16 protein-coding genes and 1 pseudogene are annotated in these 16,157 nt (G+C 60.5%); 5 read left to right on the top strand and 12 right to left on the bottom strand.

Annotated elements, in window-relative coordinates:
- Positions 1-96, top strand: a pseudogene (locus tag AUK77_RS11990) (IS1595 family transposase); the annotation flags it as partial.
- On the opposite strand, the gene AUK77_RS11985 reads toward AUK77_RS11990, so the two are convergent.
- The 5 genes from AUK77_RS11985 to AUK77_RS11965 all read right to left on the bottom strand — a co-directional run bounded on the left by AUK77_RS11985 (position 87) and on the right by AUK77_RS11965 (position 6,085).
- The gene (locus AUK77_RS11985) at positions 87-1,730 is read right to left on the bottom strand and encodes a sulfite reductase subunit alpha (protein ID WP_296129981.1); all 1,644 of its coding nucleotides are present in this window, start codon (positions 1,728-1,730) and stop codon (positions 87-89) included. The pseudogene AUK77_RS11990 and the gene AUK77_RS11985 overlap by 10 nt on opposite strands.
- Positions 1,731-1,746: 16 nt before the next feature.
- Complete coding sequence (locus AUK77_RS11980) at positions 1,747-2,622, bottom strand: DUF4198 domain-containing protein (protein ID WP_296129979.1); 876 nt, start codon at positions 2,620-2,622, stop codon at positions 1,747-1,749.
- A 23-nt stretch (positions 2,623-2,645) separates the two neighbouring features.
- Positions 2,646-3,158, bottom strand: a complete 513-nt coding sequence (locus AUK77_RS11975; RefSeq protein WP_296129977.1) for a DUF2271 domain-containing protein — start codon at positions 3,156-3,158, stop codon at positions 2,646-2,648.
- 10 nt (positions 3,159-3,168) lie between these two features.
- Complete coding sequence (locus tag AUK77_RS11970) at positions 3,169-3,768, bottom strand: PepSY-associated TM helix domain-containing protein (RefSeq protein WP_296129975.1); 600 nt, start codon at positions 3,766-3,768, stop codon at positions 3,169-3,171.
- 136 nt (positions 3,769-3,904) lie between these two features.
- Positions 3,905-6,085 (bottom strand): TonB-dependent receptor, encoded by a 2,181-nt coding sequence (locus tag AUK77_RS11965; protein WP_296130002.1) that lies wholly within the window; start codon positions 6,083-6,085, stop codon positions 3,905-3,907.
- Positions 6,086-6,377: 292 nt separating this feature from the next.
- Here AUK77_RS11965 and AUK77_RS11960 point away from each other — a divergent pair, with 292 nt between their 5' ends.
- From AUK77_RS11960 to AUK77_RS11950, 3 genes are read left to right on the top strand one after another with little or no spacing between them, the layout of a single operon-like run.
- Positions 6,378-7,121, top strand: coding sequence for a 5-oxoprolinase subunit PxpA (locus AUK77_RS11960; RefSeq protein WP_296129972.1), 744 nt, complete (start codon positions 6,378-6,380; stop codon positions 7,119-7,121).
- Positions 7,118-7,795, top strand: coding sequence for a 5-oxoprolinase subunit PxpB (pxpB, locus tag AUK77_RS11955; protein WP_296129969.1), 678 nt, complete (start codon positions 7,118-7,120; stop codon positions 7,793-7,795). Before AUK77_RS11960 ends, pxpB begins: the two co-directional genes overlap by 4 nt.
- Positions 7,792-8,694, top strand: a complete 903-nt coding sequence (locus tag AUK77_RS11950) for a biotin-dependent carboxyltransferase family protein (RefSeq protein WP_296129967.1) — start codon at positions 7,792-7,794, stop codon at positions 8,692-8,694. Before pxpB ends, AUK77_RS11950 begins: the two co-directional genes overlap by 4 nt.
- Before the next feature lie 107 nt (positions 8,695-8,801).
- On the opposite strand, the gene lnt is transcribed toward AUK77_RS11950, so the two are convergent.
- From lnt to miaB, 5 genes are all read right to left on the bottom strand, one after another.
- Positions 8,802-10,322: an apolipoprotein N-acyltransferase gene (gene lnt, locus AUK77_RS11945; protein ID WP_296129966.1), complete on the bottom strand. Its 1,521-nt coding sequence runs from the start codon at positions 10,320-10,322 to the stop codon at positions 8,802-8,804.
- 102 nt (positions 10,323-10,424) lie between these two features.
- Entirely contained in the window at positions 10,425-11,267 is an 843-nt protein-coding gene (locus AUK77_RS11940; RefSeq protein ID WP_296129963.1) for a transporter associated domain-containing protein, read from the bottom strand.
- A 40-nt stretch (positions 11,268-11,307) separates the two neighbouring features.
- Positions 11,308-11,766 carry an rRNA maturation RNase YbeY gene (gene ybeY / locus AUK77_RS11935; protein WP_296129962.1) on the bottom strand — a complete coding sequence of 153 codons (459 nt, stop codon included), beginning with the start codon at positions 11,764-11,766 and terminating at the stop codon, positions 11,308-11,310.
- The gene (locus AUK77_RS11930; protein ID WP_296129960.1) at positions 11,759-12,757 is read right to left on the bottom strand and encodes a PhoH family protein; all 999 of its coding nucleotides are present in this window, start codon (positions 12,755-12,757) and stop codon (positions 11,759-11,761) included. The genes ybeY and AUK77_RS11930 overlap by 8 nt, the downstream gene beginning before the upstream one ends.
- Before the next feature lie 172 nt (positions 12,758-12,929).
- Positions 12,930-14,255, bottom strand: a complete 1,326-nt coding sequence (gene miaB, locus AUK77_RS11925; protein WP_296129958.1) for a tRNA (N6-isopentenyl adenosine(37)-C2)-methylthiotransferase MiaB — start codon at positions 14,253-14,255, stop codon at positions 12,930-12,932.
- A gap of 133 nt (positions 14,256-14,388) precedes the next feature.
- On the opposite strand from miaB, the gene AUK77_RS11920 reads away from it, so the two are divergent.
- Positions 14,389-14,712 (top strand): DUF1820 family protein, encoded by a 324-nt coding sequence (locus AUK77_RS11920; protein ID WP_296129956.1) that lies wholly within the window; start codon positions 14,389-14,391, stop codon positions 14,710-14,712.
- A 70-nt stretch (positions 14,713-14,782) separates the two neighbouring features.
- Here AUK77_RS11920 and AUK77_RS11915 read toward each other — a convergent pair whose 3' ends face one another.
- Together AUK77_RS11915 and AUK77_RS11910 are read right to left on the bottom strand one after the other, a co-directional pair.
- The gene (locus tag AUK77_RS11915; protein ID WP_296129954.1) at positions 14,783-15,343 is read right to left on the bottom strand and encodes a tetratricopeptide repeat protein; all 561 of its coding nucleotides are present in this window, start codon (positions 15,341-15,343) and stop codon (positions 14,783-14,785) included.
- Between the two features lie 91 nt (positions 15,344-15,434).
- On the bottom strand, positions 15,435-16,091 hold the full coding sequence (locus AUK77_RS11910; protein ID WP_296130000.1) for a hypothetical protein: 657 nt from the start codon (positions 16,089-16,091) through the stop codon (positions 15,435-15,437).
- Positions 16,092-16,157: the final 66 nt, after the last annotated feature.

Here is a 16,157-nt window from a genome sequence, read left to right as displayed (position 1 = left end):
GCGCCTGCTTGAGCGCTACAAAGCGCAGCTCAACCCATTGATCTGCCTGAGTGAATCGCTGGGTTATACGAGCGGCAACAGTTAACTCAGACATAGCCATAAAGATCCCGCCGATAGCGTCCCGCCTGACTCAGCGCATCAACGTATTCATCTCCCAACAGTTGCCGCAGACAAACGTCCACATCGCGGCCCATGCCGTCGAGGCTGCCGCATACATAAATAGCCGCGCCGTCGGCCAGCCAGGTGTGCAAGGTGCTGGCGGCAGCATGCAGGGCATCTTGTACATAGCGCTGCGGATGGCCGTCGCGTGAGTAGGTGAGGTCCAGGCGTTCGAGGTGGCCGCTGTGTTGCCAGGCGCTCAGCTCGTCATTTAGCAACGCATCGTGGGCGGCATGGCGTTCGCCAAACAACAGCCAGTTGCGTGAGTGCGGATGAGTGGCGCGCTCTTGCAGGTGCGCCCGCAGACCGGCCAGCCCGCTGCCACTGCCGATCAGGATCAGCGGTGTATCGGCATCCGGGCCATGGAAGCCGGGGTTATGCCGGATGCGCAGGTCGATTGCGCTGTTCACGTCGGCATGTTGGCATAGCCAGCCCGAACCCAACCCAGGGCGACCGTCCGCCTGGTGCTGCAAGCGCACCAATAAATCGAGCGCGCCGCTGGCGTGGCTGGAGGCGATGGAGTATTCGCGGTGCGGCAGCGGCGTCAATGTCGCGAGCCAGGATTCGAGGCTTTGTTTATCTGGCCCCCGGCTGGGCAGGTGACGCGCACTGACTGCATCGCTCAGGCATTGGCCGTCAGCCAGGCGCTGCTGCGGATCAAGGTCGAGCTGTTGCAGGCAGTCGATGACGCGCTGCGAAGCATGGCGTGGGCCGATTTCGACGATATCCCCCGCGCACCAGTCCACGGCCTCCGGGCTGTTTAGGCGCAGGTGATAGATCGGTGCGCCGATGCTGCCGGGGTTCAGGCACTGGCGCTGCGTCAGTTGCCAAGGGCGATAGTGCGCCGGTTGCCAGTCGACAAAATCGCTGTTGCCGCTGAGGTGGCCAAGCTGTTGTTGCCAGTGGCGTAGGGTGCCGGCGTCCAGGCAATCGACTTGCAACAGGTCGAACAGCGGCTGCGCTTTGAGTGTGTGCAGGCGTTGTTGCAGGCGCAGGCCAAAGGCGCAGAATTGCGCATAACGGCTGTCGCCCAAGGCCAAGATGGCGTAGCGCAACTGTGGCAGTGGCGGTTGTTCAAGCAGGCTGTGCTCGAAGCGTGCGGCGTTGTCCGGGGTTTCGCCGTCCCCGTAGGTGCTGACCACCAGCAGTAGGCGATCAAGCGTTTGCAGTTCGGCGCGACTCAGTTGATTGAGGGCGATGCAGCGCGCGGGCACGCCACTGGCCAGCAATTGCGCACAGCTGCGCTCGGCGACATCTTGGGCTTGACCGCCCTGACTGGCGTAGCCGATCAGCAGTTCGCCGTGTTGGCCGAGCAATGGGCGGCGCTGTGGCCAGCAGTAGTGCAGGCACAGGGCCAGATAGGTGATGACGATTAGGGCTGCGCTGAGTTCGCGCGGCGGATGCAGCCACAACAACAGGCCAGCCAGTAGCAGGCAGATCGGCAGTGGCCAGCGGCGTAGAGAGGGGTGAAGCGCGGGAAAGGCGAGCAATGCGAGTAGACCGGCTTTAGGTTGGATGGCGTAGCCCGGATGCAATCCGGGGATGGCGGCAATTGATCCCCCGGATTGCATCCGGGCTACGGGTGCATCAGGGGGCGAGCACTTCCAGGGTGGCGCTGTAGCTGGCGCGGCGTTCGGTTGCCGGGGCTACGACGCCATCTTTGCTGCTCAGCTCGGCTTCGAGCCAATACATGCCGGCGCTCGGCCAGGTGATGCTGATGGTGCCGTCGGCGGCGCTGGTGGTTTTAATGTCACCCAGCTCGTCGCGGTAGCGGTTGCCGCCGGGGATCACGTTGACTTCCACGCCAGCAGCCGGTTTGCCGTCGAGCAGCAGGGTGAACTCAGCCGCTTCACCGGCGAACAGGTCGTTGGGGTGAGTGATGGGGGCCAGCTCCAGGCCTACGCCGGTGGTTTTCAGCACGGTATCCGTTGGGTTGCCGGACGTGACGAAGACTTCCATGCGGCTGTTGTTCTGCGCCACTTTCAGCTCGGCGGCGTTGGCGGGTACTTGCTTGGCGAAGTCTTCGGCCTTGCCCATCCAGCGCTTGTTTTCCTTGCCTTCTTTCCAGCTGGCGAACAGGCCGCTGTTGGCGATGGCCAGTTTGTAGGTGCCTTTCTGCGTCAGGTGCAAATCGAAGGTGCTGCGGTAGCGACCGATGCTGCCGTTCTCGGCTTGGGCGGCGCTGCCATCCGGGGCGAACAGTTGCAGCACGGCAGCCGGACGTGGGCGCATGCCCGGTGGGCCGCCAGCAGGCGTGGTGTCGAGATTGCCGATGCCCTGAATACGCAGCGGGAAGTGCTCGAAGTAGAACAGGTCATTGGACACTGCAGCATCCACGGTGATCCACGGGTCTTCACCGGACAATACGGTGGCCGATGGCAGCATCCAGGCGCGGTGCGCTTGGGCGGATAGCGGCAGGCAGATGGCCAGGGTTAGGGCGGTCCATTTTACGAGTGGGTGCATGGCAGGCTTCCTTAAGTGAAGTGTCAGGGCTTGAGTTGCAGGTTGATCTGACCCAGTTCGGTGCTGCCCTGGGCGCTGTGGCTGACGGTTTTCTGCGGCGGCCAGGTGAACGGCAAGCGCAGCAGTTCGCGGCCGCCCACTTCACGCACCGCCTCAACCACTAGGCTGTAGTCGCCGGGTGCGAGTTGTTTGAGCGGCGCATCGGCACTGTTGAAGCTCAACTGTTGGTTACCCACGGCGCGGGTTGCGCCGCTGACGCCATCAATCGGCATTTGCAGGCTGCGGCCGCTGCGTCGCCACCACTGGCGCAGGTCCTTGAGCCATTTTTCGCCTTCTTTATCCTTGAGCTTTTGGTCGTACCACACAGCCAGGTTGGCGACGTGTTTCTGGTCTGGTTGCTCCAGCCAGATGGCCACGTAAGGGCGGTGATACTCAGCCACCTGCAGGCGCGGTATTTCCACCTCAAGCTGCATCTCGGCAGCCAGAACGGGCGCGCTTAACAGGGCGAACAGGGGCAGCAGAAAGCGTTTGGGCATAACAGTGTCCTTAGTGAATAAACAGCAAAGCCAACAGCACAGGCAGTACCAGCCCCAAGCCCACCATCGGCCAGGTGCTTGGGCGATTGCCGGCGTAGCGTTGCAGCAGCAGCAAGCCGCTGAGGCTGAACACCACGCACAACACGGCAAATACATCGATAAACCAGAACCAGACCGTGCCGGTATTGCGACCTTTGTGCAGGTCATTTAGGTAGGCGATCCAGCCCCGGTCGGTGGACTCGTATTCCAGTGCGCCAGACTCGACATCCAGGCTTAGCCACGCATCGCCACCCGGGCGCGGTAGGCCGATATACAACTCGCCATCCGGCCACTCGGCGTCGCGGCCATCCAAGCGAATCGAAAGCTCCGCTTCCAACCATTGGCGCAGCGCCAAAGGCAGGCCCTGTGTCGGCATCTTGTCGTGCAGCGAGGCCTGCAGCGGCTCGGGCATTTGCGCGAGACGAGTGGTGACCTGCGGCTTGGCCTCGATCTGCGCGGCGTGGTTGAGGGTGATGCCGGTAACGGCAAATAACAGCATGCCAGCCAGGCATAAGGCCGAGCTGATCCAGTGCCATTGGCGCAAGGTGCCGAGCCAGAAGGAGTGAGGCATAGAGAAGTCTTGAGGGCTGTTGCGAGAATGAGGCGAGATTTTAGTGGGCTTTTAATGAGAGTTGGGATTATTTACAAACAATATACATTCCTGTTTGTTCGGCGGCCTGCGTTATGCGAGCCGCCGAGCAAATCACTCAGAATGTCAGGTTGGCGGACAGCCAGAGGCGGCGGCCTTCTTCCAGAGTGCCTGTGGTGGAGGCGCCGCTCTGCATATAGTCAGTGCCGTAAGCCGTGCCGTTTGCTACGCCGCCGCCGTTACCGGCGTTGTTTGGGGTGGTGTAGGTGGTATAGGCCTTGCCGTTAACAAAGTCTTTGTCCAGCAGGTTGTAGAGGGCAGCATTGAGCGTCAGGTTCTCCGTCGCCTTGAATGAGCCCCCAAGATGGAACAGGGTGTAAGCGCTGGTGTGCTTACCCAAGGTGTCGTAGATCGATTGGTTGGTGGAGTAGGTGCCGTTAGTGTTGGCTAGATTCTCGTAGCTGGACGTGAAACGTGCACGTTCGCCACGGTATTCGCTCTTAAGCCACAGGTTGAGGCGTTCGGTGGTCTGCCAATTGAGCTTGGCGTTGGCCAGGTGCTCAGGTGTGTTTGTCAGCGGTTCACCCTGGTTGTCGCCGCTTTTCTGTTCGCTGTCGGTAAAGGTGTAATTGGCGCTGAGGGTCCAGGCGGGTGCCAAGGTCCAGCTACCGGCAAGTTCCAGGCCTTGGGTGACCGCTTCGTCGATATTGATCTGTTGCGAGCAGGTGCCGCCAGCGTTGCCCGCGCATAGAGGATCTGTGACGGGGTCGCCGCTCGCGATCTTATCCTTGAATGTGTTGTGGAACAGCGTGGCATTGGCCTTGAAGCCCGACAGGCTGTCAAAGTACATACCAAACTCAGTACTGGTGGTGGTTTCTGGTTCGAGGTCAGGGTTCCCGATAGTGATAATAGTCCCCTGGCCAGTGATGCCATTGACGCCGCTGTGCAGGTCGTTCAGATCAGGTGTGCGATAACCGCGACTGACCCCGCCTTTGAGTGTCCAGTTATCAGTGGTGTTCCACACCAGGTAAGCACGCGGGCTGATGTGGCCGCCGAACGTTTCATGGTCGTCGTAGCGTGCGCCCAAAGTCAGTGCCAGGTCGTCACGCAGGCGCCATTCGTCCTCGGCAAATACAGCCCAGGTTTTTTGCTCGAAATCATCCAAGGCAATGCCGTCGGTCATTTCGGCTTGCCACCACTGGCCGCCAATAGTGCCGACATGGGATTCGCCAATTGGCGCTACTAGTTTGGTATCAAACACCAGATTGGTAGTTTCCAGATCTCGGTCATCGCCAATCAAGGTGCCGGGGATGCCCGCACTGTTGCCGATCACATTACCGGGGATAGTGCGTCCAATGGTTTCGGTAGTGTTGTGCATCAAGCTGGAATCCAAGGTGCCAAAGCCCAGCCGAGCGGTATGGGTTAGGGCAATCTGCTCACGCTCAACGCGCAGCTCATCGGCATAGCCGTTAGCGGTTGTCGCGCTGGCCGTACAGGTACGGTTTAGTCCGTCGAGGGTTCCGAGTTGGCATTCGTCGTTGTTGTAGGCTTGACGGCCACGCTCCACATCCAGTCCAAAGTCGTGATCGGCGTGCGGCGTCAAAGTCAGGCGCGCGCCCACTGTGTTGTTGCTGCCATCGACGGGTGAGGGACCGCGCTTGCTGACCTCGGTGCCGTCGCCGTAGCTCAGGTCTGACTCGTTACGGTCAAAGAGGCTGCCGCGTACTTGCAGACCAAGCAAACCGTCGATCAGTGGGCCGCTGGCGTAGATGCTGGTGTTACGGGTGTCGCCGAAGTCTCGGTTTTCTTGGTAGGTGTAATCTTGTGTCAGTGAGCCGTTCCATTCTTTGGCCACCTTGCGGGTGATGATGTTGATCACCCCGCCCATTGCATCGGAGCCATAAAGAGTGGACATCGGGCCACGAATGACTTCAATGCGCTCGATTGCCGACAGCGGCGGCATAAAGCTCGTCGAGGTTTCGCCGAAGCCGTTCGGGGTGACGTTACCAGCGGCATTCTGTCGACGACCGTCAATCAAAATCAGGGTGTATTGGCTGGGCATGCCGCGAATGCTGATGTTCAGGCCGCCGGTCTTACCCGTTCCCTGGCCAATGTCGATACCTTCTACGTCGCCCAGCGCCTGGGCCAGGTTGTTGTAGCGTTTCTGTTGCAAATCTTCGCGGCTAATCACACTGATACTTGCAGGCGCATCGGTAATCTTCTGTTCAAAGCCAGAGGCGCTGACCACTACATCCTGCAGGGTGATGGTGTCGTTGGCATGCGCGGCTGCACTGGCCATAAGGGCGCTTGCAAGTGTTACTGCGCTGGCAAGCGCGGTGCGTTTGCAGGAAAAGGGCATTCGAGGCTCCACTGGTGTATTGAGAAAACAGTGGCGCATGGTAATGAATTGCAAATAAGGTTCAATGTTGTTCTTGAATTGCTGTTCGTTGATCCGGCCAAGTCGTCGCTATGCCAGGCGTGGCGGGCGATTGGTAATGTGTAAATTTTGTAATGCTCCGTCGCGTGAGCGCCCTGCAATTAAAAAACCAGTGCCTTCTTGCGCTAAAACGCAGGCGCTTTAAGCTGCTCGCATGAATAAAATCCGACTGAACTGCGACATGGGTGAAAGCTTCGGCGTGTGGCGCATGGGCGATGACGCGCATGCCATGCCGCTGGTGGATCAAGCCAATCTGGCCTGCGGCTTTCATGCTTCCGACCCGCTGACCATGCAACGCACCGTCGCTCTGGCGGTGCAGCATGGGGTGAGCATTGGGGCGCACCCGGCGTACCCCGATTTGCTCGGTTTCGGTCGGCGGCACATCGCCTGCTCAGCCGAGGAGGTGACGGCGCTGGTGCTGTACCAGCTCGGCGCGCTGGATGCTTTTTGTCGGGCGGCCGGCACTGAGGTGGCGTACGTCAAACCGCATGGTGCGCTGTACAACGATCTGGTGCGTGACGATGCGCTGTTTAATGCCGTGTTGATGGCCTGCGCCAGTTACCGCGAGGGCTTACCCCTGATGGTGTTGGCGTTGGCCGACAACAGCCGCGAGCGGCAATTGGGGCAGGCGGCGGGTGTGCCGTTGATCTTTGAGGCCTTTGCTGACCGCGCTTACCTGGCTGATGGTCAGTTGGCTCCCCGACGTCTGAGCGGCGCGGTGCACCATGATCCGCAGCGGATTCTCCAGCAGGCTTTGGCCATCGCCCAAGGCGAGCCGTTTGCCGATATCGACGGCCAGCCGCTGCAACTGCGCGCCGACAGCCTGTGTGTGCACGGTGATAACGCCGATGCTCTGGCGGTGCTGCGGCGTTTGCGGGCCAGCTTGGACGCCTTGTGATACTCCTTGAACCTGCCGGTGCCGAAGCCTTGTTGCTGGTGCTGGCGGAGCAGCCGGACGAGCAGTTGCCACTGCGCATCGCTGTGCTGGCCGAGCACATACGCGACGAGATGGGTGAGTTGCTTACCGATCTGGTGCCGGGCTGGACCAGCCTGCTGCTGCATTACGACCTGCTGCGTACCAATCATCGTGAGCTGGCTGAGCGGCTCACTCCCTTGCTTGAGCGCTGGCTAAGCGAGCCGCTGTCCGCGCACGGCGGTCGTCTGTATGAAATCCCTATTTTGTATAACGGCGAAGACCTCGGCGAGGTGGCGCGCTTATGTCGCCTGAGCGCGACCCAGGTGATCGAGTTGCATGCGGCGATTGAGTATCGCGTTGGGGCGATTGGTTTTGCCCCCGGTTTTGCCTATCTAGGTGAACTTGATCCACGTTTGGCCCTGCCGCGTCGCGCCACCCCGCGCACGGCCGTACCCGCCGGAAGCCTGGCGATTGCCGAACGGCAGACGGCTATTTATCCGCAATGCTCGCCCGGTGGCTGGCACCTGATCGGACGCTGCCCTTGGCGGCTGTTTGACCTTGAGCGAACGCCGCCGAGCCCGCTGGCGCTGGCTGATCGGGTGCGCTTTCGGTCGATTGGCGAGCACGATTTTATCGCTGAAGGTGGCCTGCTGTGAGTGGTTTGCGGGTGCTCAAACCGGGGCCGCAGAGCATCTTGCAGGACGCCGGGCGACGCGGTTGGCAGCACCTCGGCGTATCGCCCTCCGGGCCGCTGGATGGGCATGCGGCGGCTTGGGCCAATCGGCTGCTGGATAACCCGTGGGGCACGCCGTTGTTGGAAATGGCCCTGGGCGGCGTCGAGTTGCTGGCCGAGGTCGACACCTGGTTTGCGCTGTGTGGCGCGCAGGTGTCGCTCAGTGTCGATGCACAGCCGCAGCCGCTGTGGACGCGCCTGCCGCTGCGTAAGGGGCAGCGTTTAAATGTGGGGTTTGCGCGCAGTGGTCAGTATGCCTATTTGGCGGTTGCTGGCGGATTTTTCGCCACGCCTGTACTGGGCAGTGTCAGTGTGCAGTTGCGAGAAGGCATCGGGCGTGCGTTGCAAGCGGGCGATGACCTCGCCTGTCGTCCCGCCGCCTTCAGTAATGCCGCCAGCGTGCCTTGGCCTTACTTGCCGGATTACCGCCGTACGCCGCTGCTGCGGGTGATTACCGGCGGTGACGCGGTGAGTTTTAGTGAAGATCAGGTGCAGGGCTTTTTTGCTCAAATCTGGCAGCTCAGCCCGCAAACGGATCGCATGGGGGCGCGTTTGCTCGGCGAGCCGCTCACCCCGCCTAAGCGGCAGTGGTCGTTGGGGGTTACTCGCGGGGCTATTCAGGTGCCGCCGGACGGGCAGCCAATCATCCTGCAAGCTGATCACCAGACCATGGGCGGTTATCCGCTGCTCGGTTGGCTGCATCCGCTCGACCAAAGTCGTTTGGCGCAGTGCCCGGCGCACCATCCGCTGCGCTTCACCGCGGTCAGCATCAGCGACGCGCAGGCTGATCTGGGTGATTTCTACCGCTTTTTTCGCCGTTAAATGTAGGGTGGGTCGGGGCGCGTAGCTGAGTTTGTGTTCATCCCGCGCCCTATCGCAATGGTGGATGGGTGAAGCGTCATCCACCCTACGTGTTACTTCTTTCGCCGTTAAAGGGTCTTGGCCATACGACTGGCCAGCAGTGCCCAGGCAAACAGACCCAGGCAAAGGATCAGCATGGGCCAGCCGCGCCAGTACAGGTAAGGCGTCAGGCCTTGCATGGGCGTTACCTGGCCATACAACACCCCTTGCTCGAACTGCGGTAGGCGTTCACTGATCTGCCCTTGCGGGTCGATCAAAGCGGTCACGCCGTTGTTGGTCGCACGGATCATCCAGCGGCCGGACTCCAAGGCGCGCATTTGCGCCATTTGCAGGTGTTGCAATGGGCCGATGGAGCGGCCAAACCACGTGTCGTTGCTGATGGTCAGCAGCAGGTCGCTTTGTGCGGCCAGGCTGGCGGCAAACTCCGGGTAGACCACCTCGTAGCAAATCAACGAGGCTAATGAATAGCCCTTGGCTTGCAGCAGGCTTTGTTCGGCCGAGCCACGGGCAAAGTCAGACATGGGTAGGTCGAAGAAGGCGATCAGCCCGCGCAGCACTTCCTGCAACGGGACGTATTCACCGAAGGGCACCAGCTTTTGCTTGAGGTAATCGCCGCTGCCCTGGCCCACCACGCTGATGCCGTTGTAGTAGCGCAACTCGCCTCGCGCATCATTTTGCCGAATTGGTACGCCGGTAATCAGTGCCGCCTCACGCTCGTTGGCGAAACGGTTGAGCATGCCGAGATACCCCAGGGCGCGGTCTTTGAGCACGGGGATGGCAGTTTCCGGCCAGATGATCAGGTCGGTGGGTTGAGCGCTGAAGGTCATGTCGCGGTACAGGGCGAGCTGAGCGTTTAGTTGCTCGGGGTCCCACTTCATATTCTGTTCGATGTTGCCTTGCATGGCCGACACGCTCAGCGCGGCACCTTTTACGTCGGTCCAGGCATGGCCTTTGAGTGCCAGGCCCGCGACCCAGGGCGCGGCAAGCAGTGCCAGACCGATGGCGAGAAAGGCTTTGTGTTTGCGCAGGTGTGCCAGGTTGACCAGCAGAGCGGCGCTGAGCGCCAGGCAAAATGAGACCAGCCATACGCCGCCCAGCGGGGCCAGGCCAGCCAGCGGGCCATCCAGTTGACTGTAGCCGGCATACAGCCAGGGGAAGCCGGTGAGAAACCAGCCACGAAATGCCTCTTGCGTCAGCCATAAGGCGGCGAACGCCAAGGCATCGGCCAGCGGCGCTTCAACACGGCGCAGCCAACGCGCCCACAACCAGGCGCTGAGCGCAAAAAACAGGCCTAAACCGGCGACAAACAACAGGGTGAGTATTGTGGCCAGTGGCGGCGATGCTGCGCCGTAATCATGGATGCTGACATAGACCCAACTGGTTCCGGCGACGAACAGGCCAAAGCCATAGCACCAGCCACGCAGCGCTGCGTGTTTGGGCGCAAGGTCGCGCAGGCCTAGGTAAAACAGCGCGATGGAAACAACGGCCAGTGGCCAAACGTCAAAAGGCGCCAGGGCCAGCGGGGTGATGGCGCCCGCCGCAAGCGCGATCAAATGGCCGGGCCAACCTGGTCGGGTTATCCAATGCATGGGGTGTAGGTCCTTGGATTGAGGTGGCGCAAGGGTAAGGCGGCGGGGCAGGCAGGGGAAGTGGCATAACCTGGCCACCGTTGCCGGTGGCCAGGAGAGTGATCAGTCACTGACTGGCGTGACCCGCAGCAAGTGGATGCGGCGGCTGTCAGCGTTGAGCACGCGGAAGCGGAAGCCATCGATTTCAGTCACTTCATTGCGCTTGGGCATATGGCCGAAGTTGCTCACTACCAAACCACCGACGGTATCGAATTCGTCGTCGGAAAACGTGGTGTCGAAGGCTTCGTTGAAGTTTTCAATCGGCGTCAGGGCCTTGATAAGAAAATCACCGGAAGGCAGCGGTTTGATGAAGCTGTCTTCTTCTTCAACGTCGTGCTCGTCTTCGATGTCGCCGACGATTTGTTCCAGTACGTCTTCGATGGTCACCAGACCAGCCACGCCACCGTATTCGTCGATGACCACGGCCATGTGGTTATGGTTGGCGCGAAACTCGCGCAGCAGCACATTCAGGCGCTTGGACTCTGGCACAAAGGTGGCTGGGCGCAGCAGGGTTTTAATGTCGAAGCTGGCGTGCTCGCCGGAGAGAATCAGCGGCAGCAAGTCTTTGGCCAAGAGGATGCCGATCACGTCATCCAGGCTTTCTCCTACCACTGGGTAGCGCGAGTGAGCGGCCTCGATGATGGCGGGCAGAAATTCTTGCGGGCTTTGGTTGGCCTTGATGCTCATCATCTGTGAGCGTGGCACCATAATGTCGCGAACTTGTTGATCCGCGACCTGAATAGCCCCTTCGACAATGGCGAGCGCTTCACTGTCGAGCAACTTGTTCTGGTGGGCTTCGCGCAGCACCTCCAGCAGTTCTTTGCGGTTCTTCGGCTCATGAGCAAAAGCCTGGGTCAGTCGGTTAAACCAGGACTTCTGCTCATTGCTTGATCGGTCTTCGCTCATGGTGGTTACTCAGGAACCTTCTTCTTATGGGGGTTAAGGATTAATCGTGATCGGCATAAGGGTCGGGATGGCCCAACTCTGCCAGCAATTCCCGTTCCAGCGCTTCCATCTCTTCGGCTTCCGCGTCAATGATGTGGTCGTAGCCGAGCAGGTGCAGGCAGCCGTGGATGACCAGGTGCGCCCAATGTGACTCGCTGCTTTTGGCTTGCTCCTGCGCTTCGCGCTCCACCACCGGCACGCAGATCACCAGATCGCCCAGCAGCGGGATATCCAAAAGCTCGTCAGGTACATCCGCAGGGAATGAGAGCACGTTGGTGGCGTAATCTTTATGACGCCAGGTGTGATTGAGTTCGCGGCCTTCGGCTTCATCGACCAGGCGTATGGTCAACTCCGAATCCGCCGTGCGTTGACGCAGGGCCAGGGCGCACCAGGTTCGAAACTGCGCCTCGCTCGGCAGTGAGCTGGCATCGCTGGCAATTTGCAGGTCAAGTTCAATCATGGCGCTGCACCTTGGCATCGAAGGGGGGCTGGCTGGCCTCGAACCGCTCGTAAGCTTCGACGATGCGCTGCACCAGCGGGTGACGGACCACGTCCTTGGGGTTGAAGTGGGTAAAGCTGATGCCCGGCACGTCGCGCAACACCTCGATAACGTGGGTCAGGCCGCTTTTGGTGCCGCGTGGCAGGTCGACCTGGGTAATGTCACCCGTGATCACGGCGGTAGAGCCAAAGCCGATCCGCGTGAGGAACATCTTCATCTGCTCAAGCGTGGTGTTCTGGCTTTCGTCGAGGATGATAAAGCTGTTGCTCAGGGTGCGGCCGCGCATATAAGCCAGCGGTGCTACTTCGATCACCTGTTTCTCGATCAGCTTGGCCACTTGTTCGAAGCCGAGCATTTCGTACAGCGCGTCATACAGCGGGCGCAGGTACGGGTCGATTTTTTGCGACAAATCGCCGGGCAGAAAGCCGAGCTTCTCGCCAGCTTCTACCGCTGGGCGCACCAGCAGGATGCGGCGAATTTGTTCGCGCTCGAGGGCATCTACTGCGCAGGCCACGGCCAGGTAGGTTTTACCCGTGCCGGCTGGGCCGATGCCGAAGTTGATGTCGTGGTCGAGGATGGCTTTGACATAGCGCTGCTGATTAGCACCGCGTGGGCGAATCATGCCTTTGCGTGTACGCAGGGCCACGCTGACTTCGACCGTTGGGTTACACAACTCCTCAATGCCGGACTCCTGCAGAAACAGGTGCACAAGATCGGGCGACAGTTCGGTGTTTTCAGCTTCGCGATAAAGGCGGCGCAGCAGTTGCTCGGCGGCGCTGGTCTTGCCGGATGTGCCAACCAGTTCAAACTGATTGCCGCGGTTGCGGATTTCGATCGCCAAGCGCGCCTCAATCAGACGCAGGTGCTCATCGAGTTGGCCGCACAGGTTCGCGAAACGGCGGGCCTCAAAAGGTTCGAGGATGAAACGAAGGGGTTCTATGGGTGCGTTCAAGGTCGTCTTTTGGCCGCCAGTCGGCTGGGGTAATGAACGGAGAATAGCGTCAGCGGCCGCGAGGGGGAAGCACGGGCCGCTCGCAACCTGTTTTCGGGTCGCTCGAATTGGGTGGATTTCGCCTCACCCATCCACCCTGCAGCCAGGGTGGATGTAAAAAGCGACATCCACTCTACAGAAGCCTACCGCGCAGAGAGTTAGGCATGGCTTCGTCGATGTGCACATCGACAAACTGACCGATCAAGCGCGGGTTATCGCTGCGGAAGTTGACCACCCGATTGCTCTCGGTGCGGCCCTGGAGCATGCCGGGGTCCTTCTTCGAGTAATCGTTGACCAGGATGCGCTGCACGGTGCCCGCCATTCGCCGGCTGTTTTCGAAGCCCTGTTGGGTGATGCGGTGTTGCAGCAATGCCAGGCGCTGTTTTTTCAGCTCCAGCGGGGTGTCGTCGGGCAGGTCGGCAGCGGGTGTGCCGGGGCGTGCGCTGTAGACGAAGGAGTAGCAGAAGTCGAAACCGACATCCTCGACCAGCTTCATGGTCTGCTCGAAGTCTTTCTCGGTTTCACCGGGGAAGCCGACGATAAAGTCGGAGCTGATCAGAATGTCCGGCACGGCCGCGCGCAGTTTGCGGATGCGCGATTTGTATTCCAGGGCTGTGTGGTTGCGCTTCATTGCCGCGAGAATCCGGTCAGAGCCTGATTGCACCGGCAGGTGCAGGTACTTCACCAGTTCGGGAATCTCGGCATGGGCCTGGATCAGCGCGTCGGAGAACTCCAGCGGGTGGCTGGTGGTGTAGCGGATGCGGTCGATGCCGTCGATGGCCGCGACGGCATACAGCAGTTCGGCGAAGTCAGCGACTTGGCCGTTTTGGGTGGCACCACGGTAGCCGTTGACGTTCTGCCCGAGCAGGGTGACCTCGCGCACGCCGTGTTCGGCCAGGTGAATGATTTCGTTGAGCACGTCCGTCATCGGTCGGCTGACTTCTTCACCGCGGGTGTAGGGCACCACGCAGAAAGTGCAGTACTTGCTGCAGCCTTCCATCACCGAGACGTAGGCACTGGGGCCGTCGACGCGCGGTTCGGGCAGTCGGTCGAATTTTTCGATTTCGGGGAAGCTGATATCCACCTGGGCGATTTTGGTGGTGCGCGCCGCATCAATCATTTCCGGCAGGCGGTGCAGGGTCTGCGGGCCGAACACCACGTCGACGTAGGGTGCGCGATCACGAATAGCCGCACCTTCCTGGCTGGCCACGCAGCCGCCTACGCCGATCACCAGATCCGGGTTGGCAATCTTCAGCTTTTGCCAGCGGCCGAGTTGCGAGAACACTTTGTCCTGGGCTTTTTCGCGGATCGAGCAGGTATTGAGCAGGATGATGTCGGCATCCGCCGCGTGCTCGGTGACTTCCAGGGCTTGATGTTCACCCAGCAGGTCAATCATGCGCGAGCTGTCGTACTCGTTCATCTGGCAACCGTGGGTTTCGATATAAAGCTTCTTGGTCATGCGCGCTCAACAAGGGATTCGAAAGACCGAGCATTATAGTGGGGTAGTGGCGAGGTTCCTAGCATTGGCTGCTGGGTGGCTATGCTATGATCCGCGCCCTTTTGATCAACCCGTCGGCACGAACAACATACCCATGAGCAAGCGTGAACCCATCTACAAGGTGATTTTCCTCAACCAGGGTCAGGTGTACGAGATGTATGCCAAGCAGATCTTCCAAAGCGATCTGTGGGGCTTTCTGGAGGTCGAGGAATTCGTCTTTGGCGAGCGCACCCAGGTGGTCGTCGACCCCAGTGAAGAAAAGCTCAAGGCGCAGTTTGACGGCGTGGTGCGCAGCTTCATCCCCATGCACGCGATCATCCGCATCGATGAGGTCGAGCGCCTCGGTACACCGAAGATCAGCGATGCCAAAGGCGGCGGTAACGTTATGCCGTTCCCCATGCCGATGCCGGAAAGGTAAAACTTTCGTTCGACTTGTGGGCGTAGGAGGTGTCGCAAGCTCCACCCACGCGGCGCGCATCATCCTAGGCCTAAGGTTGTTGCGGCAGCGGCGCGAATGGCGAGCTAAATGCGTCGGCGTTCTGCAGTTCCAGCAGGTAGTTGCGGAAGATCTGCCCCAGCACTTTGCTGGCCATTTCCAGTTGCTCACGGGGCATTTGCGCGGCAATCACGTCGGCGCTGTCCATGGCTTCGTCTGAACCATTGACGGCGGCCATCTTCAGCACGATATAAGCCTGAACCGCGTTGGCTACGACACCCTCGCCACGAAAGAACATCATGCCCAAGCGGTACTGTGATTGAGCATGGCCCTGCAGGGATGCCTGCTCGAACCATTTCAGCGCTTGATTCAGGTCGCGCTCGACGCGTTGGCCGCTGTAAAAAAACTCACCCAGCTCAAACTGTGCTTGCAAGTCGCCTGCGCTGGCGGCGCGCTCGCAGGCTTCAACGGCGGCGGGCAGCTCTTCGGCAGCGGTATTCAGGGCACAACTGCCAAGCGCGGGGATCAGCAACGAATTGCCGCTCGCTGAGGCCAGCAGGGGCAGTAGGAGCAACAGGCAGCCCAGAGACAGGGTGCGGCCGGTGCGTTTCATGAAAGTCCATTTACCTCGGGTGCAAAGCGGGTGATGTGCCCGGCCGCTGCAGCGCGGCGGCCTGCGCATTATGAAATAAGCGGCCCGCTTCTTACAAAGTCTTTACCGGGTTTTCTTCGCCGTTGATGAGTTTGGCACTGCCCGGCAAGCGCAGCAGCAGCCAGGCCAGCAATAGGTAGGCGGGCGTCAGCAGGGCGTGAAACAGGTCGACGCGTCGAATTGAACCGATAAATCCATCTGTGCCAACGGCAACGCCGGCCAGCAGGAACAGCCCGACTACCGCGCCAGCCGCCAGTGCTGGCGCGCGCGCGGGCCACTGCACAGCCCCGGCATAGAGAATCAGCAGCAAGGTCGCCAGATTCAGCAGCAGGCGGTAATCCTCCAGCTGATTCATCTGCCGGAACAGCTCAAAAAATGCACACAGACCGAGAATGATGCGTCCCCAGTTGGGACGGCTCCAGGCCCAGCCACGACCTAGCGCCAGCGCCGCTGCCCCCAGCAGCGGCAGGGCCAGAAAGCTGCTGGCCTGGCTCAACCACAGGTGCGCAGCTTGCCAACTGGGGTCGAAGCCATAGCGTACAACCCCCACTGTCGCAGCCGCAGCGGGCACCAGAAAACCCAGCAAAGCGCAAAACAGCGCCGGCTGATCACTCTCGCCGTAGTGGCGGCGCGCCCGGCCGATGCACCACACGCAGGCGGCGCAGGCCAGGGCCAGGATGGCGTCAGAAAAGGCGGTGCTGTACTGCATCATTGCAACTCTCTTTCGTTCATATAACTTTGTCGGCTGCGCTACGCCGCTCCTCGCCGTACTGCT

This window comes from Pseudomonas sp. Ga0074129 (assembly GCA_001465025.1).
Taxonomy (GTDB): Bacteria; Pseudomonadota; Gammaproteobacteria; order Pseudomonadales; family Pseudomonadaceae; genus Aquipseudomonas.
Note: the sequence above shows the minus strand (reverse complement) of the source record. Positions and strands in the feature narration are given on the sequence as shown.